Origin of the sequence: Bacillus paralicheniformis, from assembly GCF_001042485.2 — a bacterium.
In the GTDB taxonomy this organism is placed as follows: Bacteria; Bacillota; Bacilli; order Bacillales; family Bacillaceae; genus Bacillus; species Bacillus paralicheniformis.
The window spans coordinates 77487-103799 of sequence record NZ_LBMN02000039.1; the positions used below are offsets into that span (position 1 = coordinate 77487).

The window sequence follows — 26313 nt, forward strand, 5'->3', positions numbered from 1 at the left end:
GGCCGGTCAAGCTTTATTGTTCGCTGATCAGGCTCCCGCTATGCATTACGATTTTTCCCTTGCGGCGCGCTCAGCCCTTTTAAATTCGCGCGAATATCTGACTTCCTGCGTCTTGTTCAGAGAGGATTTAAAATGCTCTCGTTTTTTCTTGTCAGCCATCTTTTCAAGCCTCCTCAAAACCTCAGTTATTCACAGGCTGTCCGTTTCAACGGCATTTATACAAGTTTTAAGCTTCTTTTAACCGGCGGTTTTCCTCTTCGAATGTTCTCATGCTGTACAGCGTGTACATATCTTTCGGAATTTCATACAGGTGAAATGTATCGCTGCCGGCCCAGTCAAGATCAGTCTTGACGGCATAGGGGAGCTTTTCCGCCGCTTTGAGGGAGCGCATATTTGTTTTTCTGATTTTCATAAAAACGGCTTCGATTTGCTTTTCATAAAAAAGCTCGCAAAAAAACGCGTCTTTCGCCCGTTGATTCAAGCCTTTTCCATGATAAGGTTTGCCGAGCCATGTGCCAAGGAAGCCTTTTTGATCTTCGATTTCATACAAGCTGATGCAGCCGACAGGGTTTTCCCATTCATCAAGTATCGTTCGCGATATCAGCTTTCCCTGTTCTTCTTCTTCGATCATGTTTTTGACATGAAACATATACTCTTCAATCGTCTCCGCTTTATTTCTGACAAAAGGGAAGACATCCGGATGGATCATAAGTTCAAAAAGTGCATAGCAGTCGGTCAGTTCCCGTTTCTTCAGCATGGCAGCCCCTCCTTAGTTTGAGGGCGGCTTTTACAGCAGAACGGGACGCATAAATCCACCCTCGGAATTTTTTAATTTGCGGAAACAGTTGTCCGCGTATCTTGCACATCCATTAAAAAATTCGGGGTGGGAATCGAACCCACTAAAACCAGAGACCTGGTGGCGCACCATTTGCCTTCCCTGTATTGTATGCTGCTAAAAAGATACTTACATTTTACGCAGCTGGGAAAGGAAAAGCTACAAGGCTTTTGTTGGGAAAACAGCTTTTATGTCAAAAGGTGTTGCAGGGCATCTTCCAGTTCGGGATATATGAAATGATAGCCGTTCTGAAGCGCTTTTTTCGGGAGGACGCGCTGCCCTTTCAGCACGAGCATGCTCATTTCTCCGAGGATGCCTTTTATTACAAATTCGGGAACCGGGAGCCAGTGGGGGCGCTTTCCTACTTTCGCGACGGTTTGTCCGAAGGTTTCCATCTGAACGGGATTCGGTGCCGTGACATTAACAGGGCCGGACAGCTGAGGCTGCTCAATCGCTGATAATATCATGCCGACGACGTCTTCGATATGAATCCACGGCACCCATTGCTGCCCTGAGCCGACGCGTCCGCCTGCAAACAATTGATAGGGGAACACCATTTTTGGGAGCGCCCCTCCGTCTTTTCCAAGCACCATGCCAAAACGCATCCAGACGGTGCGGATGCCAAGCGCTTCAATTGGTTCGGCTGCTTTTTCCCACGAAGCTGTCGTTCTGCTTAAAAAATCCTCAGCTGAGACGGGGGATTCCTCTGTGAATGTCTGTTCAAGACTCGTTCCGTAAATGCCGACTGCGCTCGCCTGAATGAAGGTGTTCGGCTTCTTCCGAAGACTTTGTATGATGCGGGCCGACTCCTGCACGGAGCGGAGGCGGCTTGCCGCGATTTCCGCCTTCGTTTTTTCATTCCAACGGCCGAAAAGTGATTTTCCGGCTAAATTGATCCAAACATCGATATCGGTCAGCTCTGTTTCAGGGCGGGTGCCGTTTTTTTGCCAGAGAACGTAAGAAGTGTTTTTTTGTTCGGTTTCAGCCGGTTTTCTTGTTAAAATATAGACGTGATGTCCCTGGGCGGTTAAGGCGTTTGTCAAATGCTTGCCGATAAAACCCGTCCCGCCGGAAATCGCAATCTTCATCATGATTCCTCCCTTTCATGATCATTAACCTTATTGTAAAAGAAGAAAACAAAAGAAGGGAGTTATTTATGCCATATATTACAAAGATTTCTGCCCAGAAAAACAATGAAGAACGGGTCAATATTTTTCTGGATGAAAAGTATGCGTTCAGCGTCGACCTGGACGTGCTCGTCAAGTTTGACCTGCGAAAAGGCAAAGAGCTTGATGAGCTTGATATCATTGAGATTCAGTACGGAGACGACGTTAAAAAAGGGTTCAAAAGAGCGCTCGATTATTTGTCATACCGGATGCGCTCGACAAAGGAAGTTAAAGACCATCTCAAGAAAAAAGACGTCGCAGACTCCGCGATCACAGAAATCCTGCATATGCTTAAAGGTTATAAATATTTGGACGACCGCGAATTTGCGGCTGCATATGTCAGCACCCACAGAAAAACGAGCGGCAAAGGCCCCGATGTCCTATTCAGAGAGCTTAAATTGAAAGGGATCGATGATGAACTGATTCAGGAAGCGCTCAGTTCGTTTTCGTTTTCCGATCAGGTCGAGGCCGCGGTCAAGCATGCGGAAAAAGTGCTGAAAAAAGAAAAAAAGCTGTCCTCCAAAGAGACGAAACAGGCCATCGAACAGCACCTTGTCAGAAAGGGGTTCTCCTTCGATGTCATCTCGGCCGCGCTTCAGGAAACGGATTACGAAAACGACGACAGCGCTGAAAGGGAAGCGCTTGAGAAGCAAGGGGAAAAAGCGATGAAGAGGTGCGGTTATGACGGATCATACGAAACGAAAATGAAGGTCAAACAGCATCTGTTCAGAAAAGGCTTTTCAATCGACATGATTGATCAATTTTTAGATGAAAAGGGATGAGAATATGGAGAAAAGATACAGTGAAATGACTGCACACGAACTGCACCAGGAAATCGCGGGTCTGACCGAAAAGGCAAGAAAAGCGGAACAAATGGGGATTGTGAATGAACTGGCCGTCCACGAACGAAAAATCGCGATGGCGAAAGCTTACCTTCTTGATCCGGCCGATTTTAAAGCCGGCAACGTATACGAAATCGAAGATGGGGGCGACGATTTCCATATCCGCTATATAAACGGCGTGTTCGCCTGGGGATACCGTCTTTCGTCACCTGATCATGAAGAGGCTCTGCCGATTTCTTTATTAAAAGAAAAGGGCTAAGCCAAAAGCTTAAACCCTTTTCGCAAATGTTATCTTGTCCGGATGCGCGTGTTGCGCTGGAGAATGATGAGGTCCTGGGTCTGCTGCGTTTCTCCGTTTACCTGCGCGCGCGCATGCTTTGTGTTTGCCCATGGCTGCGGATAGTTTTGCGTTTTCATCTGGTTAAAATCGTTTGTATACGGTTTGCGATTTGCACACAAAAGAAATCACTCCATCCCAGAAAAGTTTAGCGTTTGCCGGAAGCCCTCATTCTTTCTTGCGGATGAGTATTTGTGCTTCCGTCAGGGCGCTTTGAAGCAAAATCATCTTTGGCCCGGGGCTCGCCTTCAAATTTATTGTTGTTCATGTTCGGAAAGCCTCTTGATTTATTTCGCATCTCTTTTAGGCTCCTCCAATCAAGTCCATAATGTTTGCGTCTTCGGTTCGGAAGACGTAAGGTTAGTATATGAAAAGGACGACGTTTTCAAAAAGAAAGTTTTTTCCTTAGGGAAAGGGGGAAAAGCCAAGTGGAAGAGTACTTTGAAAAGCTGACAAATGCGCTTCTTGAAAAAAATCATATGCTGAGTTACGCACAAGCCAGAACATGGGTTGAACTGCTGTGGGGGGATTTCGAGGCGACATTTGCAAAGGCCGGCCACCCGTACAGAGGAAAAGAGCTGACAGAGCGTGTCGTCAAAGAGTGGATTGAGCACTATGGCAGCAAGTTGCATTTATTTCAAAATGATAAGCCTTCTTACAAGGATCTGTTCTCCGGAGGCCGCGGGCTGCTTCATTAAGCATTTCTTTCGAAAAGAATGATTGGCGTGAAAGCGATTGTCATTGGTTCCGGATTGCCGGTGCCAGCGCCGCATATCAAAAGGAGCCCGGATGGCGCATGAAGGGCGTGAAGGCAAGGCGAGGCCGGAGCGGGAGCCGTCTGTCCGTTGAAGCGAAGACTGGTGTAAGCTTGCCTGATCAATGACCATTACATTGTGTCATTCGCCGATTCCCGGGTTGTCGGGAGGAGCCGCAAGAGGAGCGGGGTCACGGTTTCGACTGCAGCATAACGGCGTGAAGTCATGAAAAAAGCTCTGTCTGCAGCGTTCGGTCTTCCATCATGGAACAGTCGGAGAAATCAAATCCGGTTTTCACCCGATGACAAAGGGCATATTAAGGGGAAGGATTTGATTGCGGCGGCGGGCTTTGACCTCCGGTTTGACAAGCGGTCCTTACGAGGTTTTCCCTGCGGCTTCTTTGGCTTTTGGTGAAGAGCAGGGGTTTAATTTGGAAAAATATGATTCAATGCGAAAAATGTCGTAAAATGGGAAAACCATTAGGTTATCGTGTTTGATTCTAAAGCAATATCATTTTTTTACCACTTGTTCATAGATGTCTGATATAATGACAAAATAATCTTGTAGAAAATAGTACAGCGTGCCCACAGTTTTCCTTTTGTTGTGTGGGAAGCGGCTAGATGCAAGTATCCTGCCAAACGGATGCCGGATGCAATTTTATTATGTCCAAAAGAGGTGCCTTTAAGTGAAGAGAGGATTCGTTTCAATCATTATTCCTTCATACAATGAAGCAAGCAATATTAAATTGATTTATGAATCGTTGAGGAACGAATTTCAATCCATTGATTATGATTATGAAATTTATTACATAAATGATGGAAGCACTGATCAAACATTGGAGGAAATTAAAAAGCTAGCCGAAAAAAGCAAGCGTGTGAAATATATTTCGTTTTCACGGAATTTCGGCAAGGAGGCAGCCATCCTTGCCGGTTTTCAGCATGCCCGCGGCGATGCCGTTGTGGTGATGGATGCGGATTTGCAGCACCCGACATACCTCCTGCACGATTTTATTAAAGGGTATGAGGAAGGCTATGATCAAGTGGTCGCCCAGCGCAACAGAAAGGGAGACAACCCTGTGCGCTCCTACTTGTCGTCCCTTTATTACCGCTTTATCAATAATGCCGTGGAAGTCGATTTAAGGGACGGCGTCGGCGATTTTCGTCTTTTAAGCAGAAAAGCAGTCAATGCGATGCTGAAGCTGAGCGAAGGCAACAGGTTCTCAAAAGGGCTGTTTTGCTGGATCGGTTTTGACCAAAAGATTGTTTATTACGAGAACGTCGAAAGGAAAAACGGAAAGTCCAAGTGGTCGTTCCGCCACTTGTTGAACTATGGAATCGACGGGGTTGTGTCGTTCAACAACAGACCGCTGAGAATTTGTTTTTACGCCGGTATTTTTATCCTTTTTCTATCGCTTATTTATATCGCTGCGACATTCATCAGAATCTTAAAATACGGTGTGATCGTTCCCGGCTATTTTACGATTATTTCCGCCGTCCTGTTTCTCGGCGGCATCCAGCTTCTCAGCCTCGGAATCATCGGCGAATACATCGGGCGCATTTATTATGAGACGAAAAAGCGGCCTCATTACTTAATACAGGAGGCAAACATCGCTCATGGAGAAACTCATGAAAATCGTGAATCCTGAATTTATTCGCTTCGCCGTCGTCGGTGCAGTGAATACTTTGAATTACTATGCGGTGTATTTGCTGCTGCATGTTTTGCTTCAGTTGAATTATATGGTTTCTCATATTGCCGCTTTTTTCGTCAGTCTTGTGATTTCTTTTTTCTTGAACTGCTATTTTACATTTAAAATCAAGCCGACGCTGGCAAAGTTTTTGCAATTTCCGCTGACACAGCTGTTTAATTTGACGGTATCTTCTTTGTTCGTCTACACGTTTGTGAATTTTTTCAAGATGAACAGTGAGGCAGCTCCGCTTGCCTCCATGTTTTTAACCGTTCCTCTGACATTTTTAGTGACAGGGAAGATTTTGAAAAAAGACAGGGGAAGAGTATGAAGAAAACAGTTTTTTTATTTGTGATCGCAAGCGTTGCAGTTTCCTTGGCCGCCCATTCCTTTTTTCTGTATGAATGGGCGCATGACCGCTACATGACTGGGAACGGCGACGGACTTGCACAAATGATTATTTTTAAGTCGTTTCTTTTTGAACAATACAAACAAGGGAACTTCTTTTATTCGTATTCTTTCGGTCTCGGAGGCGGGATCTACAGCCAGCTTGGCTATTATTTCACGACGTCTTTTGTCTTCATCGCTTCATCCGCAGCCATTTTTCTGATGCAGCTTTTGCATTTGGCCGGGGATGCGGACCCTTTGTTCTGGGCGCAGGCCTCTGTATTCATCAGTGTCATTAAGCTCAGCCTGATCATTTTAGCGGCAGCGTATGCGTTAAACGGCATGGTGAAAAACAAGCTTGCCGCCTTTACAGGTGCGGTCTTGTACGGTACGTCGGTCATCTATTTCAGGCACACGGTGTTCTGGGAATTTTTCAGTGACGCCATGCTGTGGCTGCCGCTGCTTGTCGCCGGAGCCGAGAAAGTTATCAGGGAAAAGCGGACAGGACTGTTTATTACGGCTTGTTCTTTAACGCTGATCAATAACTTTTATTTTGCCTATATCAACTTGATTTTCATTGCGATCTATATTATCTTCCGCTGGCTGATCCGGCTAGACCCGGAAAAGGAAGCGCCGAGGTGGAAGCAATTCGGGATGTTCGCCGCTTCATGCCTGATTTCTTTCGGAATCAGCGCGGTTTCCTTTGTGCCTGCAGTTTACGGATTTTTAAACAATTTACGGCCGCCGTATGAACAGGCTGTCGCTGTATACGATCTGACGGACAACATTCTGTTTTCCAGCCGCATTGTCTTGCTGCCGGCTGTCTTTATGCTGTTCTTGTTCGCGTTTTCGTTCTATAAAAATAAAACGTTCAGGCTGTTTGCCTCAATCAGTGTGCTGCTTGTGCTTTTGCACTACAGCCCGCTTGCGGCAAGCGCGTTCAACGGTTTCTCCGCTCCGCAGAACCGCTTTGAATACCTGCTCGCTTTTACGATCGGGGGAGCGGCGGCCGCAGGAATGACAGAACTGAAAAACATCAGGCGGAAAGAGATGATATGGTCCATCCTGCTCGCCCTTCTGGTTTATATCGCGGTCATTTGGCGAAAAGACGTGGATTTATCACTGATGCAAAATTGGAGCATGCTTGTGCTTCTGTTCCTGACAATCGCCATCTTTACGGCGGCGGGGTTTCAATATAAGAAATCGCAGCTTTTTTTGCAAGCCTGCATTTTATTATCGTCCGTTCTCGTAGCGAACACGTATCAGAAATATGTTCTGTCTGAGTCAAGCGGCATTAAAGACGTCACAAAAAGCTATTTGACCAGCAATGAGTACAATGGCGAAGAACAGCGCCGCCTCTTAAACAACATTCGAAAAGACGATGACGGTGACCCGTATACAAGAATCGACTGGATGAACGGCGTGCGCAACAATACTCCGCTGATGCAGGATTTTAACGGCTTCAGCGCCTACTCAAGCATTCTCAATCGCGATCTTCTCCTGTTTTATTGGGAAGACCTGCAAATCGATATGGGAAGGGAAAGCGTCAGCCGCTACGCATCGATGGGCGACCGGGCCAATTTGTACAGCTTGCTGTACGGCAAGTATTACATGACGGAAAAAGAGAATGCCGCCAATGTTCCGTACGGGTTTAGCAAAACGGATGAATCAGAGCACTACGCGGTCTATAAAAACAAATACACCATGCCGTTTATCCGGACCGCGCGGACAGTATTTACGGAAAAAGATTTAGCGGATGCGCCTGTTTTAGCGCGGGAGCATGCGATGCTTGAAGGAATCGTGCTTGAGAATGGCGATGATGAAAAAGTGCAGCCGCCGGACGTTCCTGATTTGATGAAGCAGACGAAGCTGAAAACCGAAGGGGCGAGCTATCATAACGGCGTCCTCGACGTCACCGCCGAAAATGGCGGCATCGATCTCATTCCCGAAGGCGGGCTTCCGAAAGAAGGCGACTATTATGTCGGATTTTATTTAAAAAGCCTTGCAAAAGACCAATTCTTTAACTTGCGGGTCAATGATTATGTAACATCAAGAAAATCGAACGAGTCGATTTACAAAACAGGTGTTTACGATTTAACGATCAGGGTCCCGAAAACAGATAAAATTTCAATCAGGCTACCAAAAGGGAAATATCAATTGGACCATTTGAGCCTGCACCAGGAAGACTATCAATTGCTGAAAAAAGCGGCCGCCGAAAAAGCGCCGGCCGCCGACTTGGACTGGCGGAACAATCAAGTGTCCATCAGCTTTGACAATCAAAATGGAGACCGCTACATGGTCCTGCCGGTTCCGTACGAAAAAGGCTGGGAAGTCACTGTAAACGGAAAACCGCAAACCGTCCATAAGGCAAATTACGCGTTTATCGGATTTTCAATAGAAAAAGGGAAAAACGACATCCGGCTCGTTTATTACCCGCCGTACTTCAAAGCTGCCTCGGCCGTGACAGTCATCAGCCTCATCATCGGAATCTGGTACGGCAGAAGGAGAAAAAAGCTTGGCTCTTAAACAGAGCCAAGCTTTAATTTTTTCTGAAGTTTTTCCTCGCTGAAAATCCATCCCGTATAGGAGGTGATTAATTCGAGCGTGTCTCTGTCGATGTGCGCGATCGCCACGAAAGGGTAGTGTCCTTTGCTGCGGTATCGCAGATCGATAAAGCGGACTTCGTAGTGATCCTTATACGTATCGATCTCCCATTTGTAAACCGGTGAGAATGAAAGAAACGCCGAAATGTTCTTATCCTGTTTCGCCGCTTTCATCACGTCCGTATCCGGCACAGGCACCCTGTTGAAGGTGTCAACGATGACGACGTTTCCGTCCATGCTTCGTCCGACGTAAAAAGCCGATTTTGCTTTGACGGCAATTCGCCACTGCCTGAATTTCATCGTAGGCGAAATAATGATTTCTTCAATATCTTCGATTTTTTCACGGAGTTCATGCTTGATGTTCCTCTGCATGAAATACCTCACCAGATAATAACCGGCCAAGACGATGTAAAGAGCCAAAAATGTATAGCCCTGATGCGCGCCTGCCAGCCAAAAGGCGATGGCTATGAGATGGCTGACGAAAATAAACGGATCAAATGTATTAATCAAGCCGAGCGCTACCCATTTCCTTGAAAAAGGTCTGATCGCCTGTGTTCCGTATGCATTAAAAATATCCACGAACACATGAAGCGCGACCGCGGCAAAGGTCCAAAGCCACAGGTGAAGCAGATTGGCTTCGGGATAAAAGAGCATGAGAATGCCCGGAATCATCAGCGACCAGGCGAGAACAGCGGGGATGGAATGGGTGAATCCCCTGTGGTGCCTAATATAAACAGCGTTGTTTTTCAATTTCAAAACGGTATCGATATCCGGAGCCTGAGATCCGGCGATTGTCGCAATCATCACGGCTTGAGCCATTGATGGGTCCATTCCGACAACTGGATCAAGCGTCGCAATGCCTCCGAGTGCAACGCCCATGACAACATGTGTGCCAGTATCCATTGGTGACCTCCCCTAATGGTGCTAGAAAATCATTTTATTTTCCAAAAACAGAACGAACGACGGACCTTGCCTGAAATATTTAACGCTTTTGCTTTCTTCACTTTTAATGTAACATGTTATCGTATATGCATATAGTTTACAACAAAAAGCCGAAGTAACAAAAGATCGGTATGCAAATGTGACGTGCACAGGCAAGGAGAAGTTTCATGATGGATCTGCAAAAGAAATTAGAGCAAAAAAACATCAAACAATTTCAAGAAGATTTAATTTCTTGGTATGAGCAAGAAAAACGGGATCTGCCATGGCGCTCAGACAGCGACCCTTATAAGGTATGGGTGTCAGAAGTGATGCTTCAGCAGACGAGAGTGGATACGGTGATTCCTTACTTCAACAACTTTATCGAAAAATTCCCGACCGTTGAAGCGCTCGCTGAAGCCGACGAAGAAAAAGTGCTTAAAGCCTGGGAAGGACTGGGATACTATTCAAGAGTTCGGAACTTGCAGAGCGCTGTCAGGGAAGTCCACGAACGATACGGAGGAGTGGTTCCTCCTTCAAAAGAGGAATTCGGCAGCTTAAAAGGTGTCGGCCCTTATACAAGAGGCGCGGTGCTAAGCATCGCCTACAATCAGCCGGTACCCGCGGTGGACGGAAATGTCATGCGGGTCATGTCACGGATTCTTTCCGTATGGGATGATATCGCAAAGCCTAAAACCAAAACCCTGTTTGAAAAAATTGTCGAAGCGTTTATTTCTGAAGAAAAACCGTCCGAATTTAACCAGGGGCTGATGGAGCTTGGCGCTGTCATCTGTACGCCGAAATCGCCATCCTGCCTTCTCTGTCCCGTCCGAGAACACTGTTCCGCTTTTGCAGAAGGCTGTGAAAAAGAGCTTCCGGTTAAAAGCAAAAAGAAAAAACCCTCGGTAAAAACTCTTGCAGCCGTTGTCCTGACTGATGAAGAAGGATACATCTATATCCATAAAAGACCGGCATCAGGCCTTTTGGCAAACCTTTGGGAATTCCCGAACACAGAAACGCAGAAAGGGCTGAAGCACGAGCGCGAGCAGCTTGCGGCTTTTTTGAAAGAAGCAGCCGGAATAGAGGCCGAAATCGGTCCGCTTGAAGGAATCGTAGAACACGTGTTTACACACCTTGTCTGGAACATTTCTGTCTTTTTCGGGAAAACGCTCGATCAACCGGATGATTCATACTTTAAAAAGGTCACGAAAGAAGAGCTCGCTGAATATGCCTTCCCGGTTTCGCATCAGAAAATATGGAATATGTATATGAAATAGGCAGCTTGACTGTGCATGCTGCCCGTTAGTCGTACTGGATGGTGGTGCCGTGCGTATAATCGGCTTCCTGGCGGCGCAGTCCGCCTCTTGCTTGAATTTCTTTCACAACCTCCAGGTATTCGGCATGCCCTTCTTCATTAAGGAATGGCATGATTTGCTGGAAGGCGCGGTGAAAATAGAGAAGCTCCGCATCTTTCCACTCGTTTTTCGGCGTGTGGTCGAGCTCGCTCATATCGCGTCCTACGTACATAAGGCGAATGCCTCCTTTTTGATCGTGTTATGAGCTATTTTTTATCAGATTTTTAATCACTATACTAGGAGATGAATGACAAATGGAACAAAGAAAATGTGCCCTTATTACAGGAAGCAGCCGCGGCGTCGGCAAAGCAGCCGCCCTGAGGCTTGCCGAAAACGGCTACAATATCGTCATCAACTATGCAAGAAGCAAAAAAGCGGCCCTTGAGACGGCTGAAGAAATCGAAAAGCTCGGTGTCAAAGCATTGGTCGTCAAGGCGAATGTCGGGCAGCCGGCGAAAATAAAAGATATGTTTCAGCAAATCGAGGAAGCCTTCGGCAGACTGGACGTGTTCGTCAACAATGCTGCATCCGGCGTATTACGCCCCGTCATGGAGCTTGAGGAAAGCCATTGGGACTGGACGATGAACATCAATGCGAAAGCTCTGCTATTCTGCGCGCAGGAAGCGGCAAAGCTGATGGAGAAAACGGGAGGCGGCCACATTGTGAGCATCAGTTCGCTCGGTTCGATCCGTTATTTGGAAAACTATACGACAGTCGGCGTTTCAAAAGCTGCGCTTGAATCATTGACAAGATATCTCGCTGTTGAGCTTGCGGTGAAAAACATCATCGTCAATGCGGTTTCCGGAGGCGCGATCGATACAGACGCCCTGAAGCACTTCCCGAACCGCGAAGAACTTTTGGAAGATGCCCGGCAAAATACGCCTGCCGGCCGCATGGTTGAGATTAGCGACATGGTCGATGCGGTGGAGTTTTTAACGTCAGGGAAAGCGGATATGATCCGCGGACAGACGATCATTATTGACGGCGGCCGTTCACTGCTCGTGTAAATTTTTCGCGTTCAATGAATAGGATATCATCCTCCTGCACAATCTAATGGTCGTGGAGGTGATATACAATGGCTAACCAACAATCCAAAACAAACGCACAAAAAGTAAGACAACAAAACCAAGCTTCTGCACAAGGTGGTCAGTTCGGCACTGAATTTGCCAGCGAAACTGACGCGCAGCAAGTAAGACAAAATAACCAACAAGCTGAGCAAAAAAAACAGCAAAACAGCTAATCACTGAAACAGGAAAAAGCACTTCACCATCGGATGAGGTGCTTTTTTCTTTTCGTTTTTTTGATCCGACAAAACATCCGAATCTTAGCCACAATCAGTCAAAGGACATCCGGCATGTATAGAGAAATGTTAGTTAGGCAATAAATGGAGTAGAGCATAGAATGGAGGATCCCGAATGCCGGAATTTGAAAACTTGGTTCAGGGGCAGATGGAGATTATGGATAAGCTGCTGTATCTGCAAGCGGAGATTGAAAGATGCCAGAAAATTGAAAAAGAATTGGCTGCCCTTGAAAAGAAAGCCCAGCTTTTATCGATCCGGGAAGATATATCCCAGAAGCGGAAAGATCTTGCTCAAATTCAGGATTTATTCCAAAAGCAGACGGAGCAGGTGATTCAGGCTTATCAAAGAATCGAAGCATGAGCCTCTCTTTATCGTTTTTAGAAAAGAGCCATTCCTGTTCGGGAGTGGCTGTTTTATTTTCATTTTTTATTTTCAAACGTTATAATAAATAAAAGAACTGTCGGACAGGCGATGTGACACACTGACTTGTAAGGCTTTTGCAAAGAAAGTAGGGGAGAAAAACATGGGCTTTCCCAAGGAAGGAGAAACCATTCAAATTCATAGCTATAAGCACAATGGACAGATTCATCGGATTTGGAATGAAACAACGATTTTAAAAGCAACGGAATTGTGCATCATCGGCGCCAATGACCGGACAATGGTCACAGAATCTGACGGCCGGACATGGGTGACGCGAGAGCCCGCAATTTGTTATTTCCATGCAAAGCAGTGGTTTAACGTCATCGGCATGCTTCGCGAAGACGGGATTTATTACTATTGCAACATCAGCTCGCCGTTTGCTTTGGACGATGAAGCCATCAAATACATCGACTATGATTTAGACGTGAAAGTCTTTCCGGATATGACGTATCATATTCTTGATGAAGATGAGTACGCGGATCATAAAAAGGCGATGAATTATCCGAAGGAAATCGACGGCATTTTAAGGTACCACTTAAATACGTTGCTGCATTGGATACACCAAAGAAAAGGCCCGTTTGCATCTGAATTTATTGATATTTGGTATGAACGGTATTTGCATTATACAAAATAAACCTGAAAAACCTGTTGAGACCAACAGGTTTTTTGCGGTGTACTCACACATCAAGATATAGAGGGGGGAAGACGTGTGGGGGTAATCAGAAGGTACATGGAATTTGTGAAGCCGTATAAATGGAAAATCGTTTTGACGGTTTTAATCGGTATTATTAAATTTTCTATTCCGCTGGTCATCCCGCTTCTGCTGAAATACGTCGTTGACGACATCATCCAGGGGAGCGGAACCACTGAAGAAAAAACATCCACATTATTCATGGTAATGGCGGTTATGTTCGCCATTTTTTTGGTGCTTCGGCCGCCTGTCGAATACTATCGGCAATATTTCGCACAGTGGACGGCAAGCAAGGTGCTTTATGATATCAGGGACAAGCTGTTTGCACACATTCAAAAGCTGAGCCTCAGGTATTATGCAAACACCCGCGCAGGAGAAATCATTTCAAGGGTCATCAACGATGTCGAGCAGACAAAGGAATTTGTCATCATCGGGTTGATGAACGTATGGCTTGACGTGATGACGATTTTTATCGCCATCGCCATCATGCTGACGATGGATGTGAAGCTGACGCTTATTTCGATCGTGCTGTTTCCGCTTTACGGACTGTCTGTTAAATTCTTCTACGGCAGGCTCAGAAAGCTGACGAGAGAACGTTCCCAGGCGCTGGCCGAGGTGCAGGGCCACCTTCATGAAAGGGTTCAGGGGATGCCTGTCATCAGGAGTTTTGCGATCGAAGATTATGAACAGAAGCAATTTGATCACGAGAACGCGAATTTTCTCGGCAAAGCAATCCGCCATACGGCCTGGAATGCCAAAACGTTTGCCGTCGTCAATACGGTTACAGACCTCGCTCCGCTGATCATCATTACGGTTGCGGGTTACCATGTGATTCACGGGTCCCTTACTGTAGGAACGATGGTGGCGTTTTTCGGATATATTGAACGCCTCTACAACCCGCTGCGCCGCCTGATCAATTCATCGACAACATTGACGCAGTCGATCGCATCGATGGACAGGCTGTTTGAATTTATTGATGAACCGTATGAATTAAAAGATAAACCCAATGCTGTAAAAGCAGAGCGGTTAAAAGGAATTGTTGAATTCAAAAATGTTTCCTTCCAATACGAAAAGTCGGAAGAAATGATTCTGCAGAATCTTTCTTTGAAAGCGGAACGGGGCGAAACGGTCGCACTCGTCGGGATGAGCGGAGGCGGAAAATCAACGCTCGTCAGCCTCATTCCGAGATTCTACGATGTCTCAGCCGGAAGCCTGGAGATCGACGGCATCGATGTGCGCGATTACCAGGCGCAGAGCCTTAGAAACCAAATCGGCATGGTGCTTCAGGATACATTTTTATTCAGCGAATCGGTACGTGAAAACATATCGATCGGAAATCCCGAAGCTTCGATGGAAGACATCATTGAAGCGGCAAAAGCCGCGAATGCCCACGATTTTATTATGGAACTGCCGCAAGGCTATGATACAAAGGTCGGAGAAAGGGGCGTCAAGCTGTCCGGAGGCCAAAAACAGCGGATATCAATCGCCAGGGTGTTCCTGAAGAATCCGCCTCTCTTAATTTTGGATGAAGCGACATCAGCGCTTGACCTTGAAAGCGAGCACTATATTCAGGAAGCGATGGAAAAGCTCGCGAAAGACCGGACGACCTTTATCGTTGCCCACAGATTGTCGACGATTACCCACGCTGACAAAATCGTCGTCATCGAAAACGGACGTGTCGCGGAAGTCGGCACACATGACGAATTAATGAGCCGCGACGGCCACTATAAGCATTTATTTACCATTCAAAAATTAAACTAAAACCGCCAAAAGCCTGACTTTCGTTTGAAGCCGAACGATTGTCAGGCTTTTTCTTTCCATGCAAATTTCGTACATATTTCCTATCCCGTCTAAATACAATTTAAAAAATACAAGCTCCGGAGGTGTATAAGTGACAAAAGAAAAATTGCTTGAAGTATCGGATTTGTCGATTTCGTTTCACCAGAAAAAGTCTGAAACCCCGATTGTGCAAGGCATTTCTTTCGATCTCCATCCCGGAGAAATCATGGGAGTCGTCGGAGAGTCCGGCTGCGGCAAGAGCGTCACCTCTTTGGCTTTAATGGGGCTGAACGCAAACACCCGGACGACGGGCCGGATCAAGTTTCAAAACAAAGATCTTCTCATGCAGTCTGAAAAAGAATGGAGACAGATGCGCGGCAATGACATCGCAATGGTTTTTCAAGAGCCGATGACCTCCCTCAACCCCCTTTTCACAATTGGCGATCAATTAACAGAAGCACTCTCCAGCCATACCAATATTCATAAAAAAGAAGCAAGAAGAAAAGCCGTTCAAATGCTGGAAACCGTCGGCCTGCCGAGGGCGGACCAGCTGATGAAGCAGTATCCCCACGAACTGTCGGGAGGCATGAGGCAGCGGGTCATGATCGCAATGGCATTAATTTGCGAACCGAAGCTGCTGATCGCCGATGAACCGACAACAGCTCTCGACGTCACCATCCAGGCCCAGATTCTGTCCCTGCTGAAAAAGCTCAATGCCGAATTTAACACAGCCATTCTCCTCATTACCCACGACCTTGGCGTCGTTCACAATACATGTGAACGCGTGATGATCATGTATGCCGGCCGGATCGTTGAAGAGGGCGGTGTCACCGCTGTTTTTGACAGTCCGAAACACCCTTATACAAAAGGCTTGTTCGCCTCTATTCCGGCATTCACAGACAAATCCGAGCGGCTGTCTTCGATTGAGGGGCAGGTGCCGAAGCCGGGATCGATTAAAAAAGGCTGTATGTTTGCGCCGCGATGCCCCCATAAACATGAACGCTGCATTGAAGAAGCGCCTGGATTGAACAAGCTGAAGGATGATCATGCTGTAAGCTGCTTTCTCTATGAAGAGGAAGGTGTTTTCACATGAATCGCGAACTGCTGAGCGTTCAAGAACTGAAAACGTATTACCGCGTGTCCCGTAAGAAAATCGTGAAAGCGGTCGATGATGTTACACTGTCAGTTGAAAAAGGCGAAATCTTAGGGGTTGTCGGGGAATCCGGCTGCGGAAAATCGACCTTAGGAAAATCGATATTGCGGCTGACCGAACCGACTTCGGGAAAGGTGACTTTTCTCGGGCAGGAGATGACAGGCCTTGATGCAAAAGATCTTCGCAATATGAGAAGGCATATACAAATGATTTTTCAAGACCCGTACGCTTCGTTAAATCCGCGCATGAAAATAAAGGATATTTTGGAAGAACCGCTGATCGTTCATCAACTCGGAAAGAAGGCGGAAAGGAGAGAGGTCGTGCGCTCGATGCTTGAAATTGTCGGCCTTGATGCTTCATACGGCGACCGGTACGCACACCAATTCAGCGGCGGTCAGAGGCAAAGGATCGGCATTGCAAAAGCGCTGATCACTAAGCCAAAACTAATCATTGCCGATGAACCTGTCTCCGCGCTTGATGTATCCGTTCAGGCGCAGATCTTAAATCTGCTGAATGATTTGCAGGAGGCATTCGATTTAACGTTTCTGTTTATTTCTCATGATCTCGCAGTCGTTCGCTATATCAGCGACAGGGTGGCCGTGATGTATTTCGGAAAGATCGTCGAGATGGCGGACGCCGAATCGTTATTTAGAGAGCCGAAACACCCGTATACAGAAACGCTGTTAGCGGCAGTACCGGTCATCGGCAAAGGCGAAGCGGTTCATACGGCACCGGATATTGCCGCGCCCCGCATGAGTGAAAAGGGCTGTCCTTTTTACAGCAGATGCATGAAGCGGGCAGCGGTTTGTCTGGAAGCGGAGCCGCCTCTTGAAGAGACTGCGGACGGGCATTATGTCGCATGCCATTTTACCAATAAGGAGGCAGTACGATGAAAAAGAAAAGCTGGCTGATCTGTTTGGGAATGATTCTGTCTGTTTCCGCTTTTTTAATGGGATGCTCCGGTAACGAAAGCGGAAAAAACGACGGAGAGACGAACGGGGGAAAAGATACGCTGATCATCGGCAGAGGCGGTGATTCAACATCGCTTGATCCGATCACAACGACAGAAGGCGAAGCGTTTAAAGTGACGATCAATATGTTTGAGACCTTGCTGAATTACGGAGAACAAGACACTACGCTGAAGGAAGGCCTCGCGGTCAAATGGGACGCTTCAGATGACGGTTTGACCTACACACTGGAGCTGAGGCAAGGCGTGAAATTCCATGACGGAACGGATTTTAATGCAGAAGCCGTCAAATACAATTTTGAGCGGTGGATGAACGGGGATGAAGAAAAATTTCCTTACTACGGCATGTTCGGAGGCTATAAGAAAGATGAGGGGCATGTCATCAAAGATATAAAAGTGCTCGACGACCATAAGATTCAGTTCATTTTAAAACGCCCGCAAGCGCCGTTTTTAAAGAATCTTGCCATGACTTCATTCGGGATTGCGAGTCCTGCCGCCATCGAAAAATACGGCGAAAAATTCAGGGAGCACCCCGTCGGCACGGGCCCTTACAAATTTGTCGAATGGAAGCCGAACGACCGGATCGTTCTTGAAAAAAATGAAGACTATTGGGATCAAGGTAAACCAAAATTGGAGAAGATCATTTTCAGAGCCATTCCTGAAAACTCAGCCCGCCTAAATGCGTTGAAGACGGGCGAAATCGACCTAATGGACGGCGTCAATCCGTCTGATATCGAAAGCATCAAAGCAGACGCCAATCTGAAAACATTTGAAAGGCCTTCAATGAACGTCGGGTATCTCGGAATGACGACGACAAGAAAACCATTTGACAATAAGCTGGTCCGCCAGGCGCTGAATCATGCTGTTGATAAACAGGCGATTATCGATTCCTTCTACGGAGGCCTCGCCGAATCTGCCAAAAACCCGCTCCCTCCTTCACTTGAAGGATACAACGATCAGATAAAGGAATATCCGTATGATTTAAAAAAGGCAAAAGAACTCTTAAAAGAAGCCGGATTCCCGGACGGGTTTAAAATGAAGCTTTGGGCAATGCCTGTTCCGCGGCCATATATGCCGGACGGTATGAAAATAGCCGAAGTGATTCAATCAAGCTTCGAAAAAATCGGCGTCAAAGCGGAAATCGTCACTTACGACTGGGCGACGTATTTGGATAAGGTGAGCAAAGGGGAAGCTGACGCGTTTTTGATGGGCTGGACCGGAGACAATGGAGATCCGGACAACTTCATTTATACCCTGCTTGATAAAGATAATATCGGCGGTAACAACTATACGTACTTCAGCAATGACGAGCTTCATGACATCTTAATCGAAGCGCAGTCAGACCCTGACCAAAAGAAGAGAAATAAACTGTATCAAGATGCGCAGGAGCTCCTCCATGAAGAATCGCCTTGGATTCCGCTTGTCCATTCCACGCCGATTTTGGCCGGTTCAAAAGATATCGAAGGATATGCTCCGCATCCGACAGGGAGTGAAGTATTGTCCGGCGTAGAGTTTAAATAGGTGGTGACAGCCATTGCTTGCGTACTGTTTAAAACGGACGGGGATGCTGATCCCCGTTCTCATTGGCATGACACTGGTCGTTTTTTCGATCATCCGCTTTATTCCCGGCAACCCCGCCCAGGTTATTCTCGGCCAGAGGGCGACAAAGGAAGCGGTGCAGCAGCTGACCATCCAGCTCGGCCTTGATCAGCCGTGGTATGTGCAATACGCCAGATATATCGGGGATTTGCTGAAAGGGGATCTCGGGACATCAATCCGCACGGGAGCGGCGATTACGCAAGAAATAAAGCCGTATTTGTTCGCCACTCTCGAGCTTGCTTTTTTCGCGATGCTGATCGCAGTGTTTGTCGGTGTGAATGCCGGAATCATCAGCGCGTGGTTTAAGAATTCGGTATTCGACTATATTGCGATGCTGGTTGCTTTAATTGGCGTGTCGATGCCGATTTTTTGGCTTGGTCTGATGGGCCAGTGGTTCTTTTCGATCGAGCTCGGCTGGCTGCCGACAACGGGAAGGGAGAATGTCAGAAATCCGGTCGAAGCCTTTACTTACATTCATACACTGGACACCCTTTTACACGGAAGATTTGATCAGTTTGCAGAAACCATCCGCCATTTAATTCTGCCGGGAACCGCTCTTGCCACCATTCCCGCCGCGATCATTGCGAGAATTACAAGGGCCAGCATGATAGAGGTGCTGCAGTCCGATTATATCCGCACGGCAAAAGCAAAAGGCGTGCATATGTTTTTCGTTATCTATAAGCACGGTTTAAAAAATGCGTTCATTCCGGTGTTGACCGTCATCGGCCTGCAAACCGGACTTTTACTGGGCGGCGCGATTTTAACGGAGACGATTTTTGCCTGGCCCGGCATCGGCCGGTACATTTATGATGCGATCAGCTACCGCGACTACCCGGTTATCCAATCGGGCATTCTCGTGATCGCCTTCATCTTCGTCATGATTAACTTCATTGTTGATCTGCTGTACGCTGTCATCGATCCGAGAATTAAATATTAGGAGGCGGGAAATGTGGTTGTGCTTCAAAATGAACAGCAGAGGGAGGACGTGAAGGTGCGTTCGCCTTTGGCGGAACATATTCGGCGGTTCTTTGAGCATAAACTGGCTGCCGCCGGCACGATTTTAGTCGCGCTGTTTATCCTGCTGGCCATCTTCGCGCCGCTCATCGCACCCTATGGAATAAACGACCAGTCACTGTCAGACAGGCTTGCCGCTCCGTCTGCTGAACACCTTTTTGGAACGGACGATTTTGGCAGGGATATTTTTTCAAGGGTGCTGTACGGCGCGAGGCTGTCTTTATGGGTCGGCTTTTTCTCCTGTCTGGCATCGGCCTTGGCGGGGACGCTGTTAGGGCTGATCGCCGGTTTTTACGGCAGATGGGCTGATGCGTTGATTTCGCGGCTGTTTGATATCATGCTCGCGTTTCCCAGCATTCTGCTGGCGATCGCCATTGTGGCGATTCTCGGGCCTTCCCTTGAAAATGCCCTGATTGCCATCGCCATCATCAACGTTCCGACGTTTGGCAGGCTCGTTCGTTCAAAAGTGCTCAGCATCAGGCAGGAGGAATATGTCTTATCTGCGCGTGCTGTCGGGATGTCCAATATGAGGATGATGTTTAAACACATTCTTCCCAACAGCATGGCCCCGGTTATCGTTCAAGCGACACTGAATATTGGAACGGCGATTATAGAAGCGGCCGCGCTCGGATTTTTAGGGTTGGGGGCGCAGGCGCCGAACCCGGAGTGGGGAAAAATGCTTGCAGATGCCCGGCCTTATTTGGCGCAGGCCCCGTGGGCATTATTTTTTCCGGGATTTGCGATCATGCTGACCGTGCTCGGCTTTAATCTGATGGGAGACGGCCTGCGCGACACCCTTGATCCGAAAATGAAGGAAGGAAAATAAAAAAACCGGTTAACGTATTCGTTAACCGGTTTACTCTTCCTCAACTTCAAGCTCACTGTCTTTTTTGTGGTACGTCTGAAAGCTTGTGAGCAAGGTTTCCAAATGTTCAAGCTGTTCTCGGTATTCTACGGTGCTCGCCATAATGGTCAGCATATTGTAGTCCAACAGTTCTTCTTTCAATTTGTCCTGGTTTTTCAGGAATGATTCGGTCAAGTGCTGTTTGTACACGTCTCCTTCTTCGTGAAGGTCGACGTGATCCTGCGTTTTAATCCTGCCGACGAATCTCATTAAAATTCGCTCGTGCCAATGGAGAAGATAATCAAGCTCTTCGACCAGCGTTTCTTGAAATTCTTCAGGCATATGACAAAACTCGTTTTCAAGCCGGTGCAGTTTTTTCAAAGCATCAAGCGCGCGGTTTGATGCAATAATCGCCTGTCTGAACAGCACGAGCTTTCGCTGTTTTACATATGTGGAACGTTTTAAATAGCTTCTTTCTTCTTTGTAAAGCAAGTAAAGGTGATCGACCTTCATCATTTTTTCTTTCAGCTTTTCAATGTCTTCTTTCAGCATGGAGTGTTCCGTTGTCTTCCGCGTCAACAATCTGATCCATTTAATGACTTCATCTGTATTTTCAACAACATGGCTGACGAGCTTCGTTTCATATTTAGGCGGCAGAAAAATCAGGTTGACCAGGAACGCAGACAATACACCCAAAATAACCGTTCCGGTTCTCACCAAGGCAAACCATAAAAAGTTGTCGCCGGAGCTCTCCAATATGGCAATAACGGTGACGAGAGCGATCGAAATTGTATTCTCGATCTTCAGCTTCAGGTTGATCGTAATGACGATTACCGCCGTCAATCCGATGATGATCGGACTGGGTTCGAAAATAAGTCCAAAAATAATGGCTGTGGCAGCTCCGATTATGTTCGCCTGCACTTGATCGACAATCGTCAAAAATGAACGATAGATCGAAGGCTGTATCGCGAAGATAGCCGCGATTCCCGCGAAGACAGGAGTCGGAAGGCCGAGCCAAGACGCGAGGTAAAGCGCAAGCGTAATGGCAATGCCTGTTTTGAAAATACGGGCACCAAGTTTCATTAGGCTGTACTTGCATCCCTTTCTATAATAAAATTCGTTCTTTACAGAAAATGAATTGTATTGAACATTCCCTCTCTGTTAATTTGCCAAACAATAAAGTAATATACAGCGATCTTCCGAAATATTCAACCCATTTTTAAGAAAAAACAAATCATTGACAAAAAAGAAAAACAAGCCGGTGAAAAGTGCCTGTTCACCGCGTTTACAAAGTGCTCCGCATTTGATAAAAAGAGAGCGGACCCGCTCTCTTTTTATATGCGTTGTTTCAATTGTTTAAATGAGTCATCCACGGCTTTAAGCGTCGCTTTAATGTCCTCTTCCGTGTGCGCGGTGGTGATAAACCATGCTTCATATTTTGAAGGCGCAAGATTAACACCGCGCTCAAGCATCAGTTTGAAAAAGGCAGCGAACATTTCTCCGTCCGTATTTTCGGCTTGCTCATAGTTTTCGACTTTTTCGTTCGTAAAGTATACGGTGAGCGCGCCTTTAAGACGGTTGACAGTGATGTTGATGCCGTGGGTTTCGGCATGTCCCAGGATACCTTCTTCAAGCATAGCGCCGAGGAGGTCAAGTTTTTCGTATGTGCCTTTTTCTTTCAGCACTTCAAGGCAGGCGATACCTGAGAGGATCGAAGCCGGATTCCCCGCCATCGTGCCCGCTTGATAAGCAGGTCCGAGCGGTGCGACTTGTTCCATAATCTCTTTTTTGCCTCCGTATGCGCCGATCGGCAGGCCGCCGCCGATGATTTTGCCAAGCGCCGTTAAATCAGGTTTGACGCCAAGCAGATCCTGGGCGCCGCCGTACATAAAGCGGAAAGCGGTGATAACTTCATCATAGATGACGAGCGCCCCTGCGTTATGCGTCAGTTCATTGACCTGTTCGAGGAATCCGCTCTTCGGTTCGACGATCCCGAAGTTTCCGACAATCGGTTCAACGAGAACTGCCGCAATATCGTCCCCCCATTTATCGAGCGCTTCTTTATAGCTGTCGATATCATTGAAAGGAACGGTAATCACCTCGTTGGCGATGCTTTTTGGAACCCCCGCTGAATCAGGTGTGCCGAGCGTTGACGGACCTGAACCGGCCGCCACCAGCACAAGATCGGAATGGCCGTGGTAGCAGCCGGCGAACTTGATGATTTTCGTCCTGCCTGTATAGGCCCGGGCGACGCGAATCGTCGTCATCACAGCTTCCGTTCCCGAATTGACGAATCTTACTTTATCCAAGGCAGGAATCGCTTCTTTAAGCATCTTGGCAAATGTCACTTCATGCTTTGTCGGCGTGCCGTAAAGCACCCCGTTCTCAGCAGCTGTTTGAATCGCTTTTGTGATATGCGGGTGAGCGTGACCCGTAATAATCGGTCCGTAGGCGGCAAGATAGTCTATGTATTTGTTGCCGTCCACATCCCAAAAATAAGCGCCGCTTCCCCTCTCCATCGCGACGGGAGAACCTCCGCCGACCGCTTTATAAGACCTTGAGGGGCTGTTGACGCCTCCGACTATATGTTGAAGAGCTTCTTCATGAAGCTTTTCAGATTGAGTATGCTGCATAATATCCTCCTCATTTCTGCACCTTTTATCTATTTCTATATTGTAACACGAGGCGGACAGAGCGCAAAAAGAAGCCGCCGAACATTTGAACAAGACGGCGCTGTTTTTTATAATGGGGGAAAGCAAGCGATTAAACATAACAGGAGGCAAAACAATGACTGTTGAAATTGGACAAAAGGTGCCTGATATTGAACTGCTCGGTGATCACGGAGAAAAAGTAAAGCTGTCGGATTTTGAAGGAAAGTATGTCGTGCTCTATTTTTACCCGAAAGATATGACGCCGGGGTGCACAACGGAAGCGTGCGATTTCAGAGACCGACATGAAAGCTTTGCTGAACTTGATGCCGTCATCATCGGAGTCAGCCCTGACGACCAGACAAGACATGAGAAATTCAAGCAGAAACACGATCTGCCGTTTCTGCTGCTCGTCGATGATGAACACAAGCTCGCTGAAAGCTTTGACGTATGGAAGCTGAAGAAGAATTTCGGCAAGGAATACATGGGTGTCGAAAGGTCGACATTCCTGATTGATAAAGAAGGCCGCCTTGTGAAAGAGTGGCGGAAAGTAAAGGTAAAAGACCATGTCGCAGAAGCGCTTCAAGCAGTAAAAGAAATCGCGGAAGCGTAAAGCTCTTGCGGGAGGCCGGACTGTATTTTAGTTTGGTCTCTTTTTAAGCTCATATTCGTCTGTCTGACCGGACATGCTGATCATATCGGCCTTTTTCGCCTTAAAAATAGCTTTTTCACAGGGATTGGAATTGACAAAGATTCTGATCAGGAGTTACACTAATTATAAACGTTATAATGTAAGAATTTTTTTTAGAAGAGAGGTGCATGACGATGGCTGAACATAACCTGAAAGAAGCGTTGGAAGCGTTGAAGGAAACCGGGGTTCGAATTACTCCTCAACGTCATGCCATTCTGGAATTTCTCGTGAATTCTATGTCTCATCCAACTGCAGATGATATATATAAAGCTCTGGAAGGGAAATTTCCAAACATGAGCGTAGCAACGGTTTACAACAATTTGCGGGTTTTTAAGGAATCAGGGCTCGTTAAGGAATTAACGTACGGAGATTCCTCCAGCCGGTTTGACTTCGTGACATCCGAGCATTATCACGCAATTTGCGAACGCTGCGGGAAAATCGTCGACTTTCATTATCCCGGCCTCGACGAAGTGGAGCAGCTGGCTTCACATGTGACAGGATTCAAAGTCAGTCACCATAGACTGGAGATATACGGTTTATGTCAGGAATGCGACAAAAAAGAAAGCCATTAAAAAGAGCTGGCCGCTTTTTTAACGGTCAGCTTATTTTTATTGCAGTATCTACTGAGACTTTCGATTATACGATTCGTTAAACTCTTTTCCTTCGAGGTTTTTATCCAGTGTCAGAGGCTCCCTGCAATGCATGCACATATCGACCCGGCCTAAAATCTTGGTCGGTTTTTCACAGTTTGGACAGACGACTTGAACCGCTTTCGTTGAAAGCATGCCGATCCAAAAATAAACCGCTGTGCTCAACAAGATAGACAATACCCCCAAGATCATAAACACCGACATCAAGAGGATCGAGGACCTAAAGAAGATCCCGACATACATAATAATGAAGCCTATAAATACAAGGCTTAACGCAAACGTTCTGATTTTGTTGATTTTGCTAGAGTATTTTGCCATATCCATCCCCCTGTCTCTAATATAGCATAGAAAAGATGTGTTATTCTTTAATTAAAACGAATCAATTGGAAAATTTCTATAGAGAGTTTTGGGGAAATTGATTATAATAATTCAATGTGTTTTCAAAATAAAGGAGTTTTTATTGGCTCGTAGAAATAGGTAGAAACAAAGAGAGAAGCTTTTAGAGCAACGCATTTACATCGTATTGGAGGAATGGTGATGGAAAATCTTCTCCGTCCGATTTACCAAGAAAGAGCAAGCCGCCCTGACACACTCGCTGTCATGCTGATTGAGAGGAGAAATCAAACCTCATCTGCGACAGATAATTTTGATGCGGCATTGTTGATTATCGTTAATAAGGCTGAAGACCCTGTATTCGTGAAGCATTATGAGTTCGACGGAAAAACGGCTTCTCTTCATATTATTTCTGTTGAACAGCTTCAGGAATGGATTTTGCTCGGAACAAATAGAAGAATCATAGACTGGGTCCTCAATGGAAAGGTGCTTTTCGACCGAAACGAATTTATCGCCAAGCTGATTGAGCAGCTTAATACATTTCCGTTTTCAGAAAGAAAACTAAAAATCGGACTTGAATATGGGAAATTAATCAGAAGATATATAGAAGGGAAATCGTTTTTTGAGGACGGTCAATTTTTGGACGCCTACAATTCCATCGTACACGCCCTCCATCATTTGGCCAGAATCGAAGTGATCGATAAAGGTTTTCACCCAGAAGTTACGGTATGGAACCAAGTCCGCCACATGGAGCCTCAGGTTTATAAATTGTATAAGGAATTAATTGAGAGCAATGAAAGCTTGCAAAAACGGCTGGAGTTATTATTCCTCGCAAGCGATTTTCTCATTCATTCAAAAGCCGAAATCGGGGCCGCACATATTCTCAATGTCATGGATGAAAAAGAGGTTTGGCAATTTGCTGATCTTCTCAAGCATCCGGATCTCAAGTATTTCACGGCAGACCTGGGAGTCATACTGGAGTTCTTGGCTGAAAAGGACTTAGTTGGAGTCAAGCCGATTGAGACAAAGGGCCAAAAGATTTTTCACCGAGGATATTTTATCAAAAAAAGTGTTGACACTAATTTATAACGGTGATATATTATTAAGCGTCGCTGTTAGCGGAACGGTTTTTGAACTGAAAGCAGCAGCGACGAAAAAACAAAAAAACATTTGACACTCCTTGTTGAAAATGTTATACTAATAAAGTCGCTTCGGACAGGAGCGGAAATGATCTTTGAAAACTAAACAAGACAAAACGTACCTGTTAATTCATTTTTTATAAATCGCACAGCGATGTGCGTAGTCAGTCAAACTACTTTATCGGAGAGTTTGATCCTGGCT

Annotated in this window: 29 protein-coding genes and 1 pseudogene; 20 read left to right on the forward strand and 10 right to left on the reverse strand. The window is 46.4% G+C overall.

All coding sequences use genetic code 11. The features are described 5' to 3' along the window. Window positions 1-45: 45 nt before the first annotated feature. The 3 genes from ACH97_RS23290 to ACH97_RS22430 all read right to left on the reverse strand — a co-directional run bounded on the left by ACH97_RS23290 (window position 46) and on the right by ACH97_RS22430 (window position 1923). Window positions 46-159: a YfhE family protein gene (locus ACH97_RS23290; RefSeq protein ID WP_023856002.1), complete on the reverse strand. Its 114-nt coding sequence runs from the start codon at window positions 157-159 to the stop codon at window positions 46-48. 67 nt (window positions 160-226) lie between these two features. Then, window positions 227-757, reverse strand: a complete 531-nt coding sequence (locus ACH97_RS22425; protein WP_020450619.1) for a GNAT family N-acetyltransferase — start codon at window positions 755-757, stop codon at window positions 227-229. A gap of 266 nt (window positions 758-1023) precedes the next feature. Continuing rightward, complete coding sequence (locus ACH97_RS22430; RefSeq protein WP_048350615.1) at window positions 1024-1923, reverse strand: TIGR01777 family oxidoreductase; 900 nt, start codon at window positions 1921-1923, stop codon at window positions 1024-1026. 68 nt (window positions 1924-1991) lie between these two features. On the opposite strand from ACH97_RS22430, the gene recX reads away from it, so the two are divergent. Next, complete coding sequence (gene recX, locus ACH97_RS22435; RefSeq protein ID WP_048350619.1) at window positions 1992-2783, forward strand: recombination regulator RecX; 792 nt, start codon at window positions 1992-1994, stop codon at window positions 2781-2783. A gap of 4 nt (window positions 2784-2787) precedes the next feature. Then, window positions 2788-3102: a YfhH family protein gene (locus tag ACH97_RS22440; RefSeq protein ID WP_025810180.1), complete on the forward strand. Its 315-nt coding sequence runs from the start codon at window positions 2788-2790 to the stop codon at window positions 3100-3102. A 29-nt stretch (window positions 3103-3131) separates the two neighbouring features. On the opposite strand, the gene ACH97_RS23295 is transcribed toward ACH97_RS22440, so the two are convergent. Then, a complete protein-coding gene (locus ACH97_RS23295; RefSeq protein ID WP_003179922.1) occupies window positions 3132-3302 on the reverse strand; it encodes a YpzG family protein in 171 nt (56 codons plus the stop codon). 26 nt (window positions 3303-3328) lie between these two features. Continuing rightward, window positions 3329-3478 (reverse strand): small, acid-soluble spore protein K, encoded by a 150-nt coding sequence (locus tag ACH97_RS22445; RefSeq protein ID WP_003179924.1) that lies wholly within the window; start codon window positions 3476-3478, stop codon window positions 3329-3331. A gap of 130 nt (window positions 3479-3608) precedes the next feature. Here ACH97_RS22445 and ACH97_RS22450 point away from each other — a divergent pair, with 130 nt between their 5' ends. From ACH97_RS22450 to ACH97_RS22465, 4 genes are all read left to right on the forward strand, one after another. Further along, window positions 3609-3878 (forward strand): YfhJ family protein, encoded by a 270-nt coding sequence (locus ACH97_RS22450; RefSeq protein WP_020450622.1) that lies wholly within the window; start codon window positions 3609-3611, stop codon window positions 3876-3878. 742 nt (window positions 3879-4620) lie between these two features. Next, entirely contained in the window at window positions 4621-5580 is a 960-nt protein-coding gene (locus ACH97_RS22455) for a glycosyltransferase family 2 protein (RefSeq protein ID WP_048350614.1), read from the forward strand. Next, on the forward strand, window positions 5549-5950 hold the full coding sequence (locus ACH97_RS22460; RefSeq protein WP_020450624.1) for a GtrA family protein: 402 nt from the start codon (window positions 5549-5551) through the stop codon (window positions 5948-5950). Before ACH97_RS22455 ends, ACH97_RS22460 begins: the two co-directional genes overlap by 32 nt. Next, window positions 5947-8532, forward strand: coding sequence for a YfhO family protein (locus ACH97_RS22465; RefSeq protein WP_020450625.1), 2586 nt, complete (start codon window positions 5947-5949; stop codon window positions 8530-8532). The genes ACH97_RS22460 and ACH97_RS22465 overlap by 4 nt, the downstream gene beginning before the upstream one ends. On the opposite strand, the gene ACH97_RS22470 is transcribed toward ACH97_RS22465, so the two are convergent. Next, window positions 8529-9512, reverse strand: coding sequence for a metal-dependent hydrolase (locus tag ACH97_RS22470; RefSeq protein WP_020450626.1), 984 nt, complete (start codon window positions 9510-9512; stop codon window positions 8529-8531). The genes ACH97_RS22465 and ACH97_RS22470 overlap by 4 nt on opposite strands. A gap of 206 nt (window positions 9513-9718) precedes the next feature. Between ACH97_RS22470 and mutY the strand changes: the two genes are divergently transcribed. After that, window positions 9719-10804: an A/G-specific adenine glycosylase gene (gene mutY / locus ACH97_RS22475; protein WP_020450627.1), complete on the forward strand. Its 1086-nt coding sequence runs from the start codon at window positions 9719-9721 to the stop codon at window positions 10802-10804. Between the two features lie 25 nt (window positions 10805-10829). On the opposite strand, the gene ACH97_RS22480 is transcribed toward mutY, so the two are convergent. After that, a complete protein-coding gene (locus ACH97_RS22480) occupies window positions 10830-11054 on the reverse strand; it encodes a hypothetical protein (protein ID WP_020450628.1) in 225 nt (74 codons plus the stop codon). 82 nt (window positions 11055-11136) lie between these two features. Here ACH97_RS22480 and fabL point away from each other — a divergent pair, with 82 nt between their 5' ends. The 10 genes and pseudogenes from fabL to ACH97_RS22530 all read left to right on the forward strand — a co-directional run bounded on the left by fabL (window position 11137) and on the right by ACH97_RS22530 (window position 20632). Then, on the forward strand, window positions 11137-11889 hold the full coding sequence (fabL, locus tag ACH97_RS22485) for an enoyl-[acyl-carrier-protein] reductase FabL (RefSeq protein ID WP_026580620.1): 753 nt from the start codon (window positions 11137-11139) through the stop codon (window positions 11887-11889). A gap of 83 nt (window positions 11890-11972) precedes the next feature. Then, a pseudogene (locus ACH97_RS22490) lies at window positions 11973-12122 on the forward strand (gamma-type small acid-soluble spore protein); the annotation flags it as partial. 175 nt (window positions 12123-12297) lie between these two features. Beyond that, entirely contained in the window at window positions 12298-12543 is a 246-nt protein-coding gene (locus tag ACH97_RS22495) for a YgaB family protein (protein WP_003179940.1), read from the forward strand. A gap of 163 nt (window positions 12544-12706) precedes the next feature. Continuing rightward, on the forward strand, window positions 12707-13237 hold the full coding sequence (gene ntdP, locus ACH97_RS22500; RefSeq protein ID WP_003179942.1) for a nucleoside tri-diphosphate phosphatase: 531 nt from the start codon (window positions 12707-12709) through the stop codon (window positions 13235-13237). A gap of 75 nt (window positions 13238-13312) precedes the next feature. Further along, entirely contained in the window at window positions 13313-15055 is a 1743-nt protein-coding gene (locus tag ACH97_RS22505) for an ABC transporter ATP-binding protein (protein WP_020450630.1), read from the forward strand. A 130-nt stretch (window positions 15056-15185) separates the two neighbouring features. Further along, on the forward strand, window positions 15186-16166 hold the full coding sequence (locus tag ACH97_RS22510; RefSeq protein ID WP_023855992.1) for an ABC transporter ATP-binding protein: 981 nt from the start codon (window positions 15186-15188) through the stop codon (window positions 16164-16166). After that, window positions 16163-17119, forward strand: a complete 957-nt coding sequence (locus tag ACH97_RS22515) for an ABC transporter ATP-binding protein (RefSeq protein ID WP_048350613.1) — start codon at window positions 16163-16165, stop codon at window positions 17117-17119. Before ACH97_RS22510 ends, ACH97_RS22515 begins: the two co-directional genes overlap by 4 nt. Next, window positions 17116-18714 carry an ABC transporter substrate-binding protein gene (locus ACH97_RS22520; RefSeq protein ID WP_043054196.1) on the forward strand — a complete coding sequence of 533 codons (1599 nt, stop codon included), beginning with the start codon at window positions 17116-17118 and terminating at the stop codon, window positions 18712-18714. The genes ACH97_RS22515 and ACH97_RS22520 overlap by 4 nt, the downstream gene beginning before the upstream one ends. Before the next feature lie 13 nt (window positions 18715-18727). Beyond that, on the forward strand, window positions 18728-19729 hold the full coding sequence (locus ACH97_RS22525; RefSeq protein ID WP_020450634.1) for an ABC transporter permease: 1002 nt from the start codon (window positions 18728-18730) through the stop codon (window positions 19727-19729). A 12-nt stretch (window positions 19730-19741) separates the two neighbouring features. After that, window positions 19742-20632: an ABC transporter permease gene (locus ACH97_RS22530; protein ID WP_057957869.1), complete on the forward strand. Its 891-nt coding sequence runs from the start codon at window positions 19742-19744 to the stop codon at window positions 20630-20632. Window positions 20633-20662: 30 nt separating this feature from the next. Here ACH97_RS22530 and ACH97_RS22535 read toward each other — a convergent pair whose 3' ends face one another. Both ACH97_RS22535 and ACH97_RS22540 read right to left on the reverse strand, forming a co-directional pair. Continuing rightward, window positions 20663-21733 carry an FUSC family protein gene (locus tag ACH97_RS22535; RefSeq protein WP_020450637.1) on the reverse strand — a complete coding sequence of 357 codons (1071 nt, stop codon included), beginning with the start codon at window positions 21731-21733 and terminating at the stop codon, window positions 20663-20665. Between the two features lie 251 nt (window positions 21734-21984). Then, the gene (locus ACH97_RS22540) at window positions 21985-23283 is read right to left on the reverse strand and encodes a glutamate-1-semialdehyde 2,1-aminomutase (RefSeq protein WP_035339165.1); all 1299 of its coding nucleotides are present in this window, start codon (window positions 23281-23283) and stop codon (window positions 21985-21987) included. Between the two features lie 154 nt (window positions 23284-23437). Here ACH97_RS22540 and bcp point away from each other — a divergent pair, with 154 nt between their 5' ends. Beyond that, window positions 23438-23911, forward strand: coding sequence for a thioredoxin-dependent thiol peroxidase (gene bcp, locus ACH97_RS22550; protein ID WP_023855987.1), 474 nt, complete (start codon window positions 23438-23440; stop codon window positions 23909-23911). 212 nt (window positions 23912-24123) lie between these two features. After that, a complete protein-coding gene (gene perR / locus ACH97_RS22555) occupies window positions 24124-24561 on the forward strand; it encodes a peroxide-responsive transcriptional repressor PerR (protein ID WP_003179961.1) in 438 nt (145 codons plus the stop codon). Window positions 24562-24609: 48 nt separating this feature from the next. Here the strand turns inward: perR and ACH97_RS22560 are convergent, their stop codons facing one another. Further along, window positions 24610-24957: a YgzB family protein gene (locus ACH97_RS22560; RefSeq protein ID WP_020450640.1), complete on the reverse strand. Its 348-nt coding sequence runs from the start codon at window positions 24955-24957 to the stop codon at window positions 24610-24612. 219 nt (window positions 24958-25176) lie between these two features. On the opposite strand from ACH97_RS22560, the gene ACH97_RS22565 reads away from it, so the two are divergent. Further along, window positions 25177-26061 (forward strand): nucleotidyltransferase-like protein, encoded by an 885-nt coding sequence (locus tag ACH97_RS22565; protein WP_020450641.1) that lies wholly within the window; start codon window positions 25177-25179, stop codon window positions 26059-26061. The last annotated feature ends 252 nt before the right edge of the window (window positions 26062-26313 follow it).